Origin of the sequence: Tepidiforma thermophila (assembly GCF_002563855.1) — a bacterium.
In the GTDB taxonomy this organism is placed as follows: Bacteria; Chloroflexota; Dehalococcoidia; order Tepidiformales; family Tepidiformaceae; genus Tepidiforma; species Tepidiforma thermophila.
Map to the genome: position 1 here is coordinate 250,557 of NZ_PDJQ01000001.1, position 16,584 is coordinate 267,140.

Sequence of the window (16,584 nt, forward strand, 5' to 3'; positions counted from 1 at the left end):
AGGGAAAAGGGAGGAGGGAGCCCCGCCCGGCACACGCCCTGCCCCACCGAGGGAGGAGGGAAAAGGGAGGAGGGAGCCCCGCCCGGCACACGCCCTGCCCCACCGAGGGAGGAGGGAAAAGGGAGGAGGGAGCCCCGCCCGGCACACGCCCTGCCCCACCGAGGGAGGAGGGAAAAGGGAGGAGGGAGCCCCGCCCGGCACCCGCCCGGCACACGCCCTGCCCCGGGGAGCCGGGAGCTTGGAGCTTGGAGCTTTGAGGTGGGAGGTGCGAGGTGGGAGCGGGGAGCGGGCAGGATGCGGGCGCATGCCCGGTCGGGCTTCGAGCTCCCGGCTCCAGGCCGGGGAAGGGGAGGCCGGGGACGCGGCAGGCTTCAAGCCGGGGCGGAGGGACGGCGGGGCGGAACGGGGCGGGTTTCGCACAGGTGTTCTATACTGGGGCGCTGTGCCGGGTGAACTGCTGGGAAGGGCGCGGGCGGTGCTCCGCGATGTGTTTGGCTACGGGAGCTTCCGGCCGGGGCAGGAGGCGGTGATCGCCGATGTGCTGGCCGGGCGGGATACGCTCGTCGTGATGCCGACCGGCGGCGGCAAGAGCATCTGCTACCAGGTGCCTGCGCTGGCGCTGGAGCGGGGGCTGACGCTCGTGGTGTCGCCGCTGCTGGCGCTGATGAAGGACCAGGTCGATGCGCTGCGGGCGATGGGAGTGCCGGCGGCGGCAATTACCTCCATGCAGGGGGCCGACGAGCAGCGGGCGGTGCTCGCGGCCTGCGCGCAGGGGCGGGTGCGGCTGCTCTACGTGGCGCCGGAGCGGTTCCAGTCGGGCGCGTTCCTTGCGGCGCTGCGCGGGCTGGAGGTCGCGCGGCTGGCGGTCGACGAGGCGCACTGCATCAGCCAGTGGGGGCACGATTTCCGGCCGAGCTACCGCGACCTGGGGCCGGTGCGGGAGCGGCTCGGGTTTCCGCCCACAGTGGCGCTGACAGCGACGGCTGATCCGCTGGTGCGGCAGGACATCCTGGAGCGGCTGCGGCTGCGTGAGCCGGCGGTGCACGTGGCGGGGTTCGACCGCCCGAACCTGCGGCTGGAGACGCTGCGGGTCGGAAGCCTCGGCGAGAAGGCGGAAGCCGTGGCGGAGGAGCTGGCGGGCCTGCGGGGGGCTTCGGCGATTGTCTACTGCGCGACGCGGCGGAGGACGGAGGACCTGGCCGCCGAGCTGCAGCGGCGCGGCATCCGCTGCGCGGCCTACCACGCGGGGATGGCGGACGCCGACCGGCGGCGGGTGCAGGACGCCTTCGCGCGGGATGCGGTGCGGGTGATCGTGGCGACGAACGCGTTCGGGATGGGCATCGATAAGCCGGACGTGCGGCTGGTGGTCCACCACGACCTGCCGGATTCGCTGGAGGCGTACTACCAGGAGGCAGGGCGTGCCGGGCGGGACGGGGACCCGGCGCGCTGCCTGCTGCTCTACAGTCCGCGGGACCGGAGCCTGCGGGAGTACTTCATCGACATGGCGCACCCCTCGGCGGAACGGGTGCTCGAGATCTACCGGGCGCTGGCGGCGGCCGAGGGGCGACGGGTGCACGTGCGCGACCTCATGCGGGAGGAGGACGAGCCGGGGTTCAATGCGGCGGTGCGGGCGCTGGTTGAGTCGGGGGTGGCGGTGAAGCAGGGATGGACGCTGGCCGCGACGCGGCCGGACGGCGAGGGGCTGATCGATACGGCGATGCTGGAGGCGCACCGCGAGCACTCGTTCAGGAAGCTCGACGCAATGGAGGCGTACGCGCAGTCGCGGACCTGTCTGCGGGCGCGCGTGCTGCAGTACTTCGGGGAGACGCCGCCGCCGTCGTGCGGGAACTGCGGGCCGTGCCTCGCGGGGGAACGCGGCGGCGAGGCGGGCGGCAGGCCGGCGGCCGGGGAGGCGCTCTTCCAGGAGCTGCGGGCGATCCGCCGGGCGCTGGCTGAGGCGGATGGGGTGGCGCCGTACATCGTGGCCTCGGATGCGGTGCTGCGGGAGATAGCCCGGCGGCGTCCGCGGAACCGGGCCGAGATGCTGGCCGTGCCGGGCATGGGGCGAATGAAGTTCGAACGGTACGGGGAGCAGTTCCTCGCGGCGACGCGGGCGGCGGCGGGTTCGGTGCCGCCGCGGCCGGCGGCGCCGGGGCGCTTCACCCGGCCGGCGGTGCGGGAGGCGGCGGCATTCGCGCCGACGGTGCGGGAGACGCTGTCGCTGTACGCCGACGGCCTGCGGGATGTCGGGGAGATGGCGAAGGCCCGGGCGATGGCGCCGGCGACAATTGTGAGCCACCTGGCGGAGCTGATTGCGGCGGGGGCGATTCCGTCGCTCGAGGGGCTGGTGGCGCCGGAGAAGGTGGAGCTGGTGCGGGCTGCGGCCGGCGGGCAGCCCATAGGGTCGTTGAAGCCGCTGAAGGAGCGGCTGGGGGATGCGGTGAGCTACGACGAGCTGCACCTGGTGCGGGCGTGGCTGTCGCGGAGGCGGTGAGGGAGGAGGGAGGAGGGAGCCCCGCCCGGCCTCGCCGCTGCCCCGAGGGAGGAGGGAGGAGGGGGCCCCGCAGCTGCCCTTGCCGCCGCCCTGAGGGAGGAGGGAGCCCCGCCCGACCTCGGTGCCGCCCCGAGGGAGCTGGGAGCTGGGAGCTGGGAGCTGGGAGCTGGGAGCTGGGAGCTGGGAGCTGGGAGCGAGTGTGGCCGGCGCTTTCGGCCTGTCAAGCTTCAAGCTCCCAGCTTCCAGCTGGGGGGACGGGTGGCCGGCTGGCGGCGGCGCACCCCTCATCCTTCGTCGACGCGGCGGTACTCTTCGACCATACGGCGGCGGCGTTCGAGGACGTCGGCAAGGGTTTCGCCGAGGGCGGCTTCGAGGCGGCGGACGCGGGCGAGGTCGTGGGCGGCCCAGCCTTCGAGGTAGGCGGCGACGGTGACCGGTTCGCCGGCGAGCAGGCCGCGGCGTTCGAGGTGGCGCGGTTCGAGTGCGCGGACGATGGCGAGGGTGGACTGGCGGTGGAGGGCGAAGTCGGCGAGGATGTGCTCCTTGCGGTCGCGGGTGCGGTGCCGGCCGGCCGGCCAGGCGGCGCGGTCGAGGACGTGGAGGACGGGTTCGGGCTCGGCGAGCATGCGCTCGAGCCCGGGGCGCAGGGCGAGGACTTCTTCGTCGCGGAACCAGGCGAGCCAGAGGCGGGGCGTCCAGCCCTCGCGGTCGGCGTCGTCGAGGCGGGCGTCATCGGCTTCGGCGACGAGGTGGGCGAGGGTCGTGGGCGTGCTGGCGAGGACGGCGAGGACGTCGGCAAGCGGCTGGGGGAGAGTCATAGGGAGAGGGTAGCAGGTGCGCTGCGGGCCGCCGGGCTAGACTGTTCGCTATGAACGAAGGAATGCGAACTGACGCGCCCCGCGCCTTCCGGGTGCCGGGCGACGGGGTTGAGCTGCAGGCGTACGAATGGGCCGGCGCAGAGCCGGCGGTGTTCTTCGCGCACGCGACGGGGTTCCATGCGCGGTGCTGGGACGAGGTGATCCGGCGACTGCCCGGCGTCCGGGCGATCGCCGTCGACATGCGCGGCCACGGGCTGAGCGACAAACCGGAGCCGCCGTACCGGTGGTCGCACTTCGGGCGCGACGTGGCGGCGGCGGTCCGGGCGCTGGGGCTGCGCGGCGCGCTGGCGGTCGGCCATTCGAAGGGCGGGTACGCGGTGACGCGGGCGGCGGCGCTGGAGCCGGGCGCGTTCGGGGCGCTGCTGCTGGTGGACCCGGTCATTGGGCCGCGCGGCTTCCGCCGTGAGATGGCTGAGGACGAGCACTTCGCCGCCCGGCGCCGGAACGCGTGGAGTTCGCCGGAGGAGATGTTCGAGCGGTTCCGCGGACGGGAGCCGTTTTCACGGTGGGACCCCGGGGTGCTGCGCGACTATTGCACCTATGGGCTGGTGCCGAACCTGGAGGGGGAGGGCTACGTGCTGGCGTGTCCGCCACGGATCGAGGCGGCGGTCTACGCGGGCGCTTATTCGGACCCGGAGGGCGACGACGTGTACGACGCGATTGCGCGGGTGACGGTGCCGGTGCGGGTGCTGCGGGCGCGGCAGCGTTTGGCGGATGCGCCGATGGACATGAGCGGCTCGCCGACGTCGCCGGACCTCGCGCGGCATTTCGTCCGCGGGGAGGATGTGCCGGTGCCGCAGTACTCGCACTTCATCCCGATGGAGGACCCCGGCTTCGTTGCGGGGCAGGTGCGGGAGATGCTGGCACTGCTGGCGCGCGGAGCGGACTGACCGGGCGGAAGGGGCTACAATCCGGCCGTGACTGAGCTCTCGGTGGTGATCAGCGGGACGGGCCGGATGGGCCGGCAGGTTGCGGCAGCGGTGCTCGCGGAGCCGGGCATGACGCCGGTGGCGTACATCGATGCCCTGGCCGAGCGCGGGGCGATGGACGGCATCCCGGTGTTCCGGGAGGCCGGGGTCGGGCTGGACGAAGCGAAGCCGCACGTGGTGGTCGACTTCACGAACGCGGCGTGGACGCCGGTCATCGCAAAGGCGGCGCTGGAGCGGGGCATCCCGCTCGTGATCGGGACAACGGGGCTGAGCGCGGAGTTCATGGGGTGGCTGGAGGCGGAGACCAGGGCGCGGGGCGTGGGGGCGGTGGTTGCGGCGAACTTCGCGATCAGCGCGGTGCTGATGATGCATTTCGCGAAGCAGGCGGCGCGGTTCTTCGACCACGCGGAGATTATCGAGCTGCACCACGACGGGAAGGCGGACAGCCCTTCGGGAACGGCCAAGGCGACGGCGGAGGGGATGGTGGCGGCGCGGGGCCGTCCGTTCGTGCACCCGGAGCCGGAGGTGGAGACGGTGGCCGGCGCGCGCGGGGCGGAGCTGGGCGGGGTGGCGATCCACGCGGTGCGGCTGCCGGGGCTGGTCGCACACCAGGAGGTGATCTTCGGCGGGCAGGGCCAGCTGCTGACGATCCGGCAGGACAGCACCGGGCGGGATTCGTTTATGCCGGGGGTGCTGCTGGCGATTCGCGAGGTGCTCGGGCGGCGTGAGCTGGTGGTGGGGCTCGACCGGCTGCTCGGGCTGGCGTAGCAGCGGGCCGTTCAGGCGCCGCGGCGGAAGAGGTGAGCGGGGCCGTAGAGCCCGAGCCGCTCGGCCGCGATGCGCGCCTGGCCGGCGTTGAAGCGGCGGCGGAGGGCGGCGACGAGCGGGGCGAGCGCGCGGGCGGCCTGGGGGTCGCGTTCGAAGCGGAGGCGGACGATGAGCCCGCCGAAGGGGTCGGGGTCGACTGCGACGACCTCCGCGGGGAGGTCGGCGCTCCAGTCGCCGCCGGGCGTCTCGAGGCGGAGGACGAAGTGGTCGGCTGCGGGCACCGGCTGGCGGATGGTCACCGCGGCGCCGGCCATGGAGATATCGATGAGCGCGCCCTCGGCGATGACGGTGCCGCCGGCAAGGAGGCGGCAGGGGAGGTCGGCGGGCACGCGCGGGGCACGCCGGCGGGAGGCGACGCCGTTGAACGTCTCCACACTCTGAGTTTCGGACGGGACTGCGCCGGCATTCAGGCCGGCGGCGTCAGTTGACCTGGCGTTCTCGGCCGGCCCAGTACGGCGCCCGGAGTTCACGCTTGAGGATCTTGCCGGAAGGATTGCGCGGGAGCGCTTCGGCGAAGTCGATGGACTTGGGTACCTTGTAGCCGGCGATCCGTTCGCGGGCGAAGGCGATGAGCTCTTCGGGTGTGACGTCCATCCCGGGCTTTTTGACGACGATCGCCTTGACGGCTTCGCCCCATCTCTCGTCGGGGACGCCGATGACGGCGACATCGGCGACGGCGGGATGGCCGAAGAGGGCGGATTCGACCTCGGCGGGGTACACGTTTTCGCCGCCGGAGACGATCATGTCTTTGACGCGGTCGTAGATGTAGACGTAGCCGTCGGCGTCCATGTAGCCGGCGTCGCCGGTGTAGAACCAGCCGTCGCGGATGGCTTTGGCGGTCTCCTCCGGGAGGTTCCAGTAACCCTTCATGACCTGTTTCGAGCGGCAGATGATTTCGCCGACCTGGCCGAGCGGCACATCGCGGCCTTCGGGGTCGACGATGCGGACTTCGACGCCGGGGAGCGGCTTTCCGCAGGAGCGCATGCGGGGGTTGCCGTTCGGGTCGTGGTCCTCTGGCGGGAGGTAGGTGACGGTACCGGTGGTTTCGGTGAGGCCGTAGAGCTGGGCGAACTGGCACTTGAAGGTGGCGACGGCATTTCGAAGCAGGTCGAGCGGGATGGGGGAGGCGCCGTAGGCGATGAACTGGAGGCTGGAGAAGTCGGTCTCCTGGACGCCGGGCGTCTGGAGGAGGAAGAGCATGACGGCGGGGACGAAGAGGGCACGGGTGACGCGGTATTCGGGGATGACCCTGAGGATTTCGGCGGGGACGACGTCGCGGAGGACGATGTCTTTGGCGCCGGCGTAGAGGCCGACGATGCCCCAGCCGCTGCCGGCGATATGGAAGAGGGGCATGACGACGAGGTTGACGTCGTTTTCGGACCAGCGGGGACCCCATTCGCGGACGGCGCCGGGGAGGAGGGCGAAGAAGTTGCCGTTGGTGAGCTGGGCGCCCTTGGGGTGGCCGGTGGTGCCGCTGGTGTACATCTGGATGGCGACGTCGTCCTCGCCGCTGGGGATGCGGGGGTCATCGGCGGGCTGGGCGTCGCGCCATTCGGGGTAGTGCTCCCAGCCTTCGTGGGGGGCATCGATGGCGATGACCTTCTTCACAGTCCGGAGTTCGGGGAGGACCTTTTCGATGACGGGGAAGAAGTCCTGGCCGACAAAGAGGGCTTCGGCCATGGCGTCATTAATAACGTAGGCGACTTCGGGCGGGGCGAGGCGCCAGTTGACGGCGACCATGACCTGGTTGGCCTTGGCGGCGCCGAAGAGGACTTCGAAGAAGCGGTCGGAGTTTTTATCGAGGTAGGCGACGCGGGCCTGGGGGCCGAGGCCGGCGGCGATGAGGCCGTTGGCGACGCGGCTGGCGCGCTCGTCGAGTTCGCGGTAGGTGGTTTCGCGGCCCTGGTAGACGAGGGCGACGGCGCTGGGGCGGGCGGCGGCGTGGGCGCGGGTGATATCGGCGAGGCAGGCGATATCGATGTCGGTGGTCACGCGGGGCTCCGGTGATCGTGGTGGCAGGGGATCGTGCCAGCTGGCGGGCCGGCTGGCAAGGCGGGGTGCGGGGCGGTTCGGGCGAGGACGAGCCGCGGGCGCCCGGGGTGTTGCCGGGCGCCCGCGGGAGGATGGGTGCGACGCGGCTCAGGCGCGGCGGCGGGCGAGGGCCAGGAGGCCGAGGCCGGAGGCGAGGAGGACGAGCCCGGCCACGAGCGGCCAGCCGGCAAGCCCGGCTGCGGGCGCGCCGGTGCCGGTGGCGGGCGGCCGGGGCGTTGGCTGGGCCGTGACATCGCCGGCGATGCTGGTTACCGACGGGGTAGGCGACGCGGTCGGCGAAGCGGTTGGCTGCTCAATCGGCGCCGGCGGGGCGGGCGTCGGGGACGGGTTCGGCGTCGCCGGCGGGGGTGTCGGGGTGGGCGTGGCCGGCGGCGGCGGGGGCACGCAGCGCGGGTCCGCCGGGTCGACGCACGGCGGGTTGAAGTCGCGGATGTTGAGGAACTCCACCGTCACGGTTTCGCCGCCCCGCGGCTGGACCGTCTGCGTCACGAACTGCGGCGTCCAGCCGGGCTGGAGCGTCTCCGTGATGGTGTAGCTGCAGCCGATCGCCGGCGGAAGGTCCGGGAATTCGACCACGCCGTCGTCGCCGGTCGTGCCGGCCAGCGGTCCGACACCGCAGCCTTCGAGCGTGAACTGCCAGCCTGCGCCGGGAGCTTCGAAACCGACCACGTTGAGGGTCTTGAGGACGCGGATGGTGACCGGGCAGCGGGCCGGGTCGCCTTTGAGGATGACGGAGGCTGAGGCCTCGAGCCTGACGTCGACCTTCGGGTACGTCGAGTACGGCATCGTCTCGGCGAGGAGATGCACCATGGCAGTGTTGGAGATGACCTGGTCCTCGCAGGTGCGCTGCGGAAGCTGCGCCGGGCGGACGCGGAAGCGGATTTCGAGACCATTGACGTCGTCAGTGAACGCCTTGCATTCGTCGTTGCGCAGGGCGAACGACGCGAGGCCGTATTCGAACCAGGGCATGGGGGGCGTGCCGCAGCTGGCCTTGACGGCGTGCGGGCCGTCGATGACGGACACGCCGGGGTCGTAGAAGTTGATGTGCAGCGAGTCGGGCGTTCGCAGGCTGTAGGTGCTGGAGAGGACGATATCGAACGCGATGTCGGCCGGGTCATCGACGACCGGAATGACCGGCGTCTTGGTCAGCGAGAAGGCGTCGAGCTGTGCGGCGCTGCCGGTGCGGTTGATGATCGTGACGGTGCAGTCGGGGTCGTTCCCGGGGCCGGGATTCGGCTCCTTCAGCTCCTGGAGGGCGCAGGCGCCGGGGTAGAGGTAGAGGAAGGCGCCTTCGGCCGGAAGCGGCGCGGGGGTAGAAACGCTGCCGCCGCGCGGCTGGTGGGTGAAGAAGGCGGTCCAGGGGGCCTGGGGTTCTTCATAGATAAGGACCTTCGTCGGCGTGGCGAAGGTGAACTTCGCGCAGACAGCGCCATTGGGACCCGGGGTTGTGATGACCGGAGAAAAGTTGTCGCCGACGTACCCATCAGAGACCTTGATGGCGAACTTTGCTTCAGGCTCGAGACGGTCGACACCTTCGACCTGCTTGCAGACGAGGAGCGTGGCCTGTTCCGCCTGGACCGGGGCGACTCCTGGGCCATCGAGGACGACAGCCCGGGCTTTGGCGCCAAAGGCGGCAAGGGGAAGGAGGACCATGGCGACGAGTGCCATAGGACGGGTGAGGGAGCGACAAACTCCGATACTGGAGCGCATGCTGCGTTCCGGCCTCCTGGGAGAAACGGGATAGCTTGAGCCGTGCCAGCGGACTGGACCGGGGCTGACTCGATCTGGACCGCCGTGCGCCCCGAGTCTTACACCCAATCGCGACATCCGTTGCCGTACAGCGAAAGTTTGGTGGACGGCGCGGGCCGAAATCCATAGGAATTCCGTGAAAATTTGCGACTCAGGCGCGGCGGCGGGCGAGGGCCAGGAGCCCAAGGCCGGAGGCGACGAGGAACAGGCCGGCCGTGAGCGGCCAGCCGGAGTGACCTGCGGCGGAAGCCCCGCTGCCGGTGGCGGGCGGACGTGGCGTGGAGCCGGGTGCCGAGGCGCCGGCGATGGTGGTCACGAACGGAGCTGGCGACGGGCTGGGTGATGCCGTGGGCTGCTCAATCGGCGCCGGCGGGGCGGGCGTCGCGGGCGGGGCAGGGGTTGCGGGCGGGGCTGGCGGGGTGGGAGGCGGGGGCGGGGGCACGCAGCGCGGGTCGGCCGGGTCGACGCAGGGCGGGTTGAAGTCGCGAATGTTGAGGAACTCCACCGTCACGGTTTCGCCGCCCCGCGGCTGGACCGTCTGCGTCACGAACTGCGGCGTCCAGCCGGGCTGAAGCGTCTCCGTGATGGTGTAGCAGCAGCCGATCGCCGGCGGAAGGTCCGGGAATTCGACTACGCCGTCCGCGCCGGTCGTGCCGGTCAGCGGACCGACGCCGCAGCCTTCGAGGGTGAACTGCCAGCCCGCGCCGGGAGCTTCGAAGCCGACCACGTTCAGCGTCTTGAGGACACGAATGGTGACGGTGGGTGAGGCCTGGACGGGTGCACGCACCTGATCCGGGGTCGGGGTGGCGGTCGGGGTCGGGGTGGCGGTCGGGGTCGGGGTCGGGGTGGCGGTCGGGGTCGGGGTCAGGGTGGCGGTCGGGGTCGGGGTCAGGGTGGCGGTCGGGGTCGGGGTCGGGGTGGCGGTCGGGGTCGGGGTCAGGGTGGCGGTCGGGGTCGGGGTGGCGGTCGGGGTCGGGGTCGGGGTGGCGGTCGGGGTCGGGGTCGGGGTGGCGGTCGGGGTCGGGGTCAGGGTGGCGGTCGGGGTCGGGGTCGGGGTGGCGGTCGGGGTCGGGGTCGGGGTGGCGGTCGGGGTCGGGGTCGGGGTGGCGGTCGGGGTCGGGGTCGGGGGATCGTAGGCAACCCGGACGCAAATGACCGTCCGCTGACCGGCCTGAATTGCGAAGGTCGGCGCAGCTGCATTCCAGGAGGCTGCGTCCCCGGGTGGGCAGGCGGGCGAGGTTCCGTACGACCCGGCGGCCCAGCCAGTGGCGCTCCAGCCCGCCGGCAGTGTCGACGTCGCCAGGGCGTAACTTCCGGCAGCGAGGCCAACGGGCGCACCGAACGAGCCAACCGGGGCGCTCCAGCTGGCGACAGCGGTTGCACCCTGGTTGGAAGTTCCCGAGATGACGGCTGGCTCCGTCGGACTTGCTGATGCAGGGTCGAGCGCAGCGCCGACGATAAGGACGCCGCCGGTGAAGGTATTTCGGACGCAGACTTTCTGGTTACCGGTCCCGGGAGGGATGGCGCCCGAGGTGCCGATGTAGCCGCTCGCCGGGCAGGGATCGGTGGTTCGTGAAAGCACTTTATAGCCACCGAGGGTCCAGCCAGACGGCGGGGTTTCTTCGGTCACGATGTGCTCGAGGTTCTGCTGAACATTGAAGTCCTGGAAGAGCTGGCCAATCGACACCGACCAGGACGCGTCGGTACCGGAGCCGCCGCCGTTGGTGATGGTGCCGGTGAAGGTGGCAGGCGGGGCGATACCGTAGGTATCGATGATGACCTTCTCGACGCGAATGGTCCGGGTTGCAGTCGTGGCCCCGGCTCCGGTGGCCATGGCGGTGATGAGGATGGCGAGCAGCAAGGCCGCGGCGAGGGCGGCCAGCGAGGGACGTGGAGGCACCGGGCGCACTCCTGGCTGAGAGTCCGCTCTCGAGCCGGTCGCCGCTCACGACACCGCCTGGTACCCAGCCTTTGGGCGCCAACCCGGAAGCGGCGGGATTGTGGGGAGAGGGGCTGGAGGGTGTCAAGGGGGTTGCGGGGCGGAGACGGGCAACTGGCATTCCCGGAATTGCGATGTTGCATCTCCGGCGACGGTTAGGACGGACTGGATCTTAGCCAGGCAACGCGCCGGGCGGGGGCCCAGAGGGTCTGCTTACACACCGCGGCCTAACTGCTAGGCATATGAGGAATGGGGCTTGGACCGGACGAGAGGGCTGCCGGGGAGTCGCACACTCCGTTTGCCCACAACGGCACAGCGAGCGTCTCGTTCGGTAGGTACCCGAACGGCCGGTGCCAAAACCGAGGAGCGCTCCCCCTCAATGAAGCCACCATCTATTGATGGCGGAAACCGCTGGGCCGAGTCGATGCCCCGCACTTCGCCGAACAGCCCTCAATGAAGCCACCATCTGTTGATGGTGGAAACCGCTGGGCAGGCGTTCGCACGTGGCAGGGAGGAAGCAAGGCCCTCAATGAAGCCACCATCTGTTGATGGTGGAAACCGTCACTATCGGCGGCACGATGTACACTCCTCGCGTCCCCTCAATGAAGCCACCATCTGTTGATGGTGGAAACCCCGTGGCCCCGCCCGGCGGCGCCCCGTACGTCAGCAGCCCTCAATGAAGCCACCATCTGTTGATGGTGGAAACCGACATCGGTGGCGCCGACTTGGACACCGGCAATGACCGCCCCTCAATGAAGCCACCATCTGTTGATGGTGGAAACGCCAGCACCTCCATCGCCTGGGGCACCTCAGAGGCTCTTCAATGAAGCCACCACCTGTTGATGGTGGAAACATTTCGTTGATGGTCAGGATGCCAGCAGTGCGCGCCCCCACAATGAAGCCACCATCTGTTGATGGTGGAAACGAGTTGTTGGCGCCGTAGCGTTTCGCGCGAGCCTGCCCTCAATGAAGCCACCATCTGTTGATGGTGGAAACGCCCACTCGGCATCAGACAGGCGGCAGAGGCGCTCGATCCCTCAATGAAGCCACCATCTGTTGATGGTGGAAACTGACCCGACCACGTGGGTGGCCGTCATCCACGCGCCCCTCAATGAAGCCACCATCTTTTGATGGTGGACACAAGGGTGGCCTGCGGTCGACCATGACGAACGCGATCCCTCAATGAAGCCACGATCTGTTGATGGTGAAAACCCACACGGGCCCTTCATCTTCCCCGTCGTGTACGCGCCCTCAATGAAGCCACCATCTGTTGATGGTGGAAACCAAACATCGTGTCGCCGAGACCGACGTTGTACCGGTACCCTCAATGAAGCCACCATCTGTTGATGGTGGAAACGAGAAGTACGAGTTTGTGCCGAAGGGGCTTGACGGCCCCTCAATGAAGCCACCATCTGTTGATGGTGGAAACGACCGCCCACGCCGCCGCGAGCCCTGATGGCCCGGCGCCCCCTCAATGAAGCCACCATCTGTTGATGGTGGAAACGACCGCCCACGCCGCCGCGAGCCCTGATGGCCCGGCGCCCCCTCAATGAAGCCACCATCTGTTGATGGTGGAAACCGCTGCGCGGCCGCCTTTTCGCCATCGTGTTGGAGAACGCCCTCAATGAAGCCACCATCTGTTGATGGTGGAAACGGCGGCGCCGCCGTCGAACCCGCGCGTCAACATCATCATCCCTCAATGAAGCCACCATCTGTTGATGGTGGAAACGGTCGCATCGCAAACGGGCGCGCGAAACCTACAGGGCCCTCAATGAAGCCACCATCTGTTGATGGTGAAAACTTTACGGGTTCGCCGTCATTGAACGGCTTCTCCTGGACCCTCAATGAAGCCACCATCTGTTGATGGTGGAAACCTTTTCCGGGAAATCGGCTCATCCCTTGAGGGCAAGAACCCTCAATGAAGCCACCATCTGTTGATGGTGGAAACCGGCTGCAAAGCGGTCGCGATCATTCCAGAGGGAGCAAGCTCCCCTCAATGAAGCCACCATCTGTTGATGGTGGAAACTCGAATGCGAACGGCTGCTTTCTGCATCCTGCTTATAGCCCTCAATGAAGCCACCATCTGTTGATGGTGGAAACTGGGGACCCTGCATACCGGGCACTCAGCCTTAATAGACCCCTCAATGAAGCCACCCTCTGTTGATGGTGAAAACATCATGCGGTCATGGCCGAATCGCTAGCGGGCGCAACCTCAATGAAGCCACCATCTGTTGATGGTGGAAACCCGGACGGCAGGCCCGTGAGCGTCACCGAGTACGGCCCCTCAATGAAGCCACCATCTGTTGATGGTGGAAACCAGCGTCTCCGCGTCCCGCGGCGAACGTCCGACAACCCCCCTCAATGAAGCCACCATCTGTTGATGGTGGAAACTCCCCGCATCCCCGAGCGGCACCAGCAGCCTGACCCCTCAATGAAGCCACCATCTGTTGATGGTGGAAACGCCAGTTTGCGCGCGCGGCCGCGGCCGCCTGTTCGGCCCCCTCAATGAAGCCACCATCTGCTGATGGTGGAAACAGCCGCCCGGCTTCACGCGTACCTTACAAACTGAAGAGCCCTCAATGAAGCCACCATCTGTTGATGGTGGAAACTACCGCCTTCGGCGGCGCTTTCGGCAAGAGGCTTGGTCCCTCAATGAAGCCACCATCTGTTGATGGCGGAAACGGATCGCTTCCAGATTGTGATCCCATCGCCACACCACCCTCAATGAAGCCACCATCTGTTGATGGTGGAAACGAGCAGGTGCAGCTTGCAAGGCTGGCAATGGACCAGCGCCCTCAATGAAGCCACCATCTGTTGATGGTGGAAACCAGCCAGATGGCTGTGGGCTTGCCATCGCGGCGCTGGGCCCCTCAATGAAGCCACCATCTGTTGATGGTGGAAACCTCAGGAGCCCGCGTGCGTGAGCTGGCCGGCCTTCTCCTCCCTCAATGAAGCCACCATCTGTTGATGGTGGAAACGGCGCTCGTCGAGCCGGGATGAGCACGGACGAGTACGTCCCTCAATGAAGCCACCATCTGTTGATGGTGGAAACTCGTATGTCGTGATCTGCACGGTGAAGCGCCGTGTGGCCCTCAATGAAGCCACCATCTGTTGATGGTGGAAACGCACGGCCACAACGTGATCCTGGGGGTGGGCAGCGTCCCTCAATGAAGCCACCATCTGTTGATGGTGGAAACGCACGGCCACAACGTGATCCTGGGGGTGGGCAGCGTCCCTCAATGAAGCCACCATCTGTTGATGGTGGAAACCCGGCTGGTTGAGGGGGTTCCAGCGGCGCGGCATTTACCCTCAATGAAGCCACCATCTGTTGATGGTGGAAACACCGCGAGGACGCGGAGCGGCTGACCATCCGGACCGCCCCCTCAATCAAGCCACCATCTGTTGATGGTGGAAACGAGCATGGCGGCAGGGTCTGCCATCGCGCAGGACATCGCCCTCAATGAAGCCACCATCTGTTGATGGTGGAAACCCGCGCCAGCCGTAGCAGCCTTGAACGACTGTTCGAGCCCTCAATGAAGCCACCATCTGTTAATGGTGGAAACTAAAGGGCGCGCGACGGCCGAACGACCCAGGCGAGCGCGACCCTCAATGAAGCCACCATCTGTTGATGGTGGAAACGGCAGCCTCGTGCGCTACAAAGGCGGCAAGCCGCGGACCCCTCAATGAAGCCACCATCTGTTGATGGTGGAAACAGCTGGGCCATTTGGTCATTTCGTCGTCGAGCCCCGCGTCCCCTCAATGAAGCCACCATCTGTTGATGGTGGAAACCAGCCGCGGCGCCTCGGCCAGGGCCTCGGCGACGGAGCCCCCTCAATGAAGCCACCATCTGTTGATGGTGGAAACCTGACCTGCCCGCCGGGGAGTTCAAAGACCGGATCCACCCTCAATGAAGCCACCATCTGTTGATGGTGGAAACGCCAACCAGCGCGGCGAACCCCGGCCCCAGATCACCCCTCAATGAAGCCACCATCTGTTGATGGTGGCAACGATGTCGTCATGGTTCCTCATGGTCAGGTATCGGTGACCTCAATGAAGCCACCATCTGTTGATGGTGGAAACTGCCGGAAAACGTCCCATCCACGCCGGATAGCGTGCCGGTCCCTCAATGAAGCCACCATCTGTTGATGGTGGAAACCTCCCGCCCGGACGGCAACCTGTCCCCGCGCACCGTTTCCCTCAATGAAGCCACCATCTGTTGGTGGTGGAAACTCGGGCAGCTGCGGACGAGGACCGTTTGGGAGCGCCGACCCTCAATGAAGCCACCATCTGTTGATGGTCGAAACGGCAGTGAGTCCGGCAGCGATGATGGCTGCGGGCGGCCCTCAATGAAGCTACCATCTGTTGATGGTGGAAACAAGTACTGCGCGGTTGCTGCGCTGGTCGCAGCGAAATCCTCCCTCAATGAAGCCACCCTCTGTTGATGGTGGAAACCCGCATCGATAGTCACGATTAGTTCAGGAATAGTGCAGACCCTCAATGAAGCCACCATCTGTTGATGGTGGAAACCTGTTGCCATGGCAGCGAGAGCTCATCAATGAGCTGTTCCCCTCAATGAAGCCACCATCTGTTGATGGTGAAAACAGGTTGTAGGTGGCAAAGGAAGCCGCCGAACCCATGATCCCCTCAATGAAGCCACCATCTGTTGATGTTGGAAACTGGCAGCCGTACGCTCGGGGTAAGCCGATGACCGACCGCCCTCAAGGAAGCCACCATCTGTTGATGGTGGAAACTTCCGGGCCTGGGCGGCGAACATGCTGGAGTCCCTGATCCCTCAATGAAGCCACCATCTGTTGATGGTGAAAACTTGCTGCTTTTGCGCGCGCGGGCGAGACGGCCGAATTCGCCCTCAATGAAGCCACCATCTGTTGATGGTGGAAACGAGAAGATCATCGCCAAGACCCTGCCGCAGGCCCCGCCCCCTCAATGAAGCCACCATCTGTTGATGGTGGAAACGACTTTTTCGAGGGGTGTATCTCCCTCCTCGGAACCCCCTCAATGAAGCCACCATCTGTTGATGGTGGAAACCGTGGAGGTCTACGAGGGCGAGTAGGCCGGAAGGCCTCCCTCAATGAAGCCACCAACTGTTGATGGTGGAAACGCCGAAAGTGCGGCCCTGCATATCGGTTCGGCGATTCTCCCTCAATGAAGCCACCATCTGTTGATGGTGGAAACTTGGTCGAGAAAACCGCCGTTGATTTGTACAATAACGTCCCCTCAATGAAGCCACCATCTGTTGATGGTGGAAACGGGGCCCTGTGCCGATCGTTCGGGCTTGAAGCTGCACCCTCAATGAAGCCACCATCTGTTGATGGTGGAAACCCGCCTGTTTCAGGCAATCATCGGCAACTGAGGGGGAATGATCCCTCAATGAAGCCACCATCTGTTGATGGTGGAAACGTTTACGGCAGGGTCCAGGTGATCCTAGAGTATTCTTCCCTCAATGAAGCCACCATCTGTTGATGGTGGAAACGGGCTCGGGCGACGAGAAGGTGGCAGTGGTGGCTGGTGCCCTCAATGAAGCCACCATCTGTTGATGGTGGAAACGGCCTACCGTGCAGGGGGTGTACGGTGCCTAAGGCCCCTCAATGAAGCCACCATCTGTTGATGGTGGAAACGCGGGGGCGTGGCGAACCCGGACGAGAAGCTGACCGCCCTCAATGAAGCCACCATCTGTTGATGGTGGAAACGTGGATC

The 16,584-nt window shown here is 67.2% G+C and carries 8 protein-coding genes and 1 CRISPR repeat array (1 of these 9 cut by a window edge); of the genes, 3 read left to right on the forward strand and 5 right to left on the reverse strand.

What is annotated here, in order from left to right; genetic code table 11:
• Positions 1 to 442: 442 nt before the first annotated feature.
• Positions 443 to 2,494 carry a RecQ family ATP-dependent DNA helicase gene (locus A9A59_RS01295; RefSeq protein ID WP_165772418.1) on the forward strand — a complete coding sequence of 684 codons (2,052 nt, stop codon included), beginning with the start codon at positions 443 to 445 and terminating at the stop codon, positions 2,492 to 2,494.
• A gap of 284 nt (positions 2,495 to 2,778) precedes the next feature.
• Here A9A59_RS01295 and A9A59_RS01300 read toward each other — a convergent pair whose 3' ends face one another.
• Entirely contained in the window at positions 2,779 to 3,312 is a 534-nt protein-coding gene (locus A9A59_RS01300; protein ID WP_098502557.1) for a hypothetical protein, read from the reverse strand.
• Between the two features lie 50 nt (positions 3,313 to 3,362).
• On the opposite strand from A9A59_RS01300, the gene A9A59_RS01305 reads away from it, so the two are divergent.
• Both A9A59_RS01305 and dapB read left to right on the forward strand, forming a co-directional pair.
• Positions 3,363 to 4,262: an alpha/beta fold hydrolase gene (locus A9A59_RS01305; RefSeq protein WP_098502558.1), complete on the forward strand. Its 900-nt coding sequence runs from the start codon at positions 3,363 to 3,365 to the stop codon at positions 4,260 to 4,262.
• 27 nt (positions 4,263 to 4,289) lie between these two features.
• Positions 4,290 to 5,069, forward strand: a complete 780-nt coding sequence (gene dapB, locus A9A59_RS01310; protein ID WP_278286748.1) for a 4-hydroxy-tetrahydrodipicolinate reductase — start codon at positions 4,290 to 4,292, stop codon at positions 5,067 to 5,069.
• 11 nt (positions 5,070 to 5,080) lie between these two features.
• On the opposite strand, the gene A9A59_RS13900 is transcribed toward dapB, so the two are convergent.
• The 4 genes from A9A59_RS13900 to A9A59_RS14210 all read right to left on the reverse strand — a co-directional run bounded on the left by A9A59_RS13900 (position 5,081) and on the right by A9A59_RS14210 (position 10,830).
• Positions 5,081 to 5,503, reverse strand: a complete 423-nt coding sequence (locus tag A9A59_RS13900) for a PilZ domain-containing protein (RefSeq protein ID WP_165772419.1) — start codon at positions 5,501 to 5,503, stop codon at positions 5,081 to 5,083.
• 46 nt (positions 5,504 to 5,549) lie between these two features.
• Positions 5,550 to 7,121 carry a fatty acid--CoA ligase gene (locus A9A59_RS01320; protein ID WP_098502560.1) on the reverse strand — a complete coding sequence of 524 codons (1,572 nt, stop codon included), beginning with the start codon at positions 7,119 to 7,121 and terminating at the stop codon, positions 5,550 to 5,552.
• 147 nt (positions 7,122 to 7,268) lie between these two features.
• On the reverse strand, positions 7,269 to 8,849 hold the full coding sequence (locus A9A59_RS01325; protein ID WP_098502561.1) for a hypothetical protein: 1,581 nt from the start codon (positions 8,847 to 8,849) through the stop codon (positions 7,269 to 7,271).
• Between the two features lie 232 nt (positions 8,850 to 9,081).
• Positions 9,082 to 10,830, reverse strand: a complete 1,749-nt coding sequence (locus tag A9A59_RS14210; RefSeq protein ID WP_181950223.1) for a hypothetical protein — start codon at positions 10,828 to 10,830, stop codon at positions 9,082 to 9,084.
• A gap of 412 nt (positions 10,831 to 11,242) precedes the next feature.
• Positions 11,243 to 16,584: a CRISPR direct-repeat array (repeat unit 36 nt; unit sequence CCCTCAATGAAGCCACCATCTGTTGATGGTGGAAAC) (it continues 1,462 nt past the right edge of the window).

What these genes read in the sequence shown, in the direction of transcription:
- A9A59_RS01305 (WP_098502558.1), top strand. Translation starts at nt 3,363, where the DNA reads ATGAACGAAGGAATGCGAACTGACGCGCCCCGCGCCTTCCGGGTGCCG.
- A9A59_RS01300 (WP_098502557.1), bottom strand. Translation starts at nt 3,312, where the DNA reads ATGACTCTCCCCCAGCCGCTTGCCGACGTCCTCGCCGTCCTCGCCAGC.
- A9A59_RS01325 (WP_098502561.1), bottom strand. Translation starts at nt 8,849, where the DNA reads ATGGCACTCGTCGCCATGGTCCTCCTTCCCCTTGCCGCCTTTGGCGCC.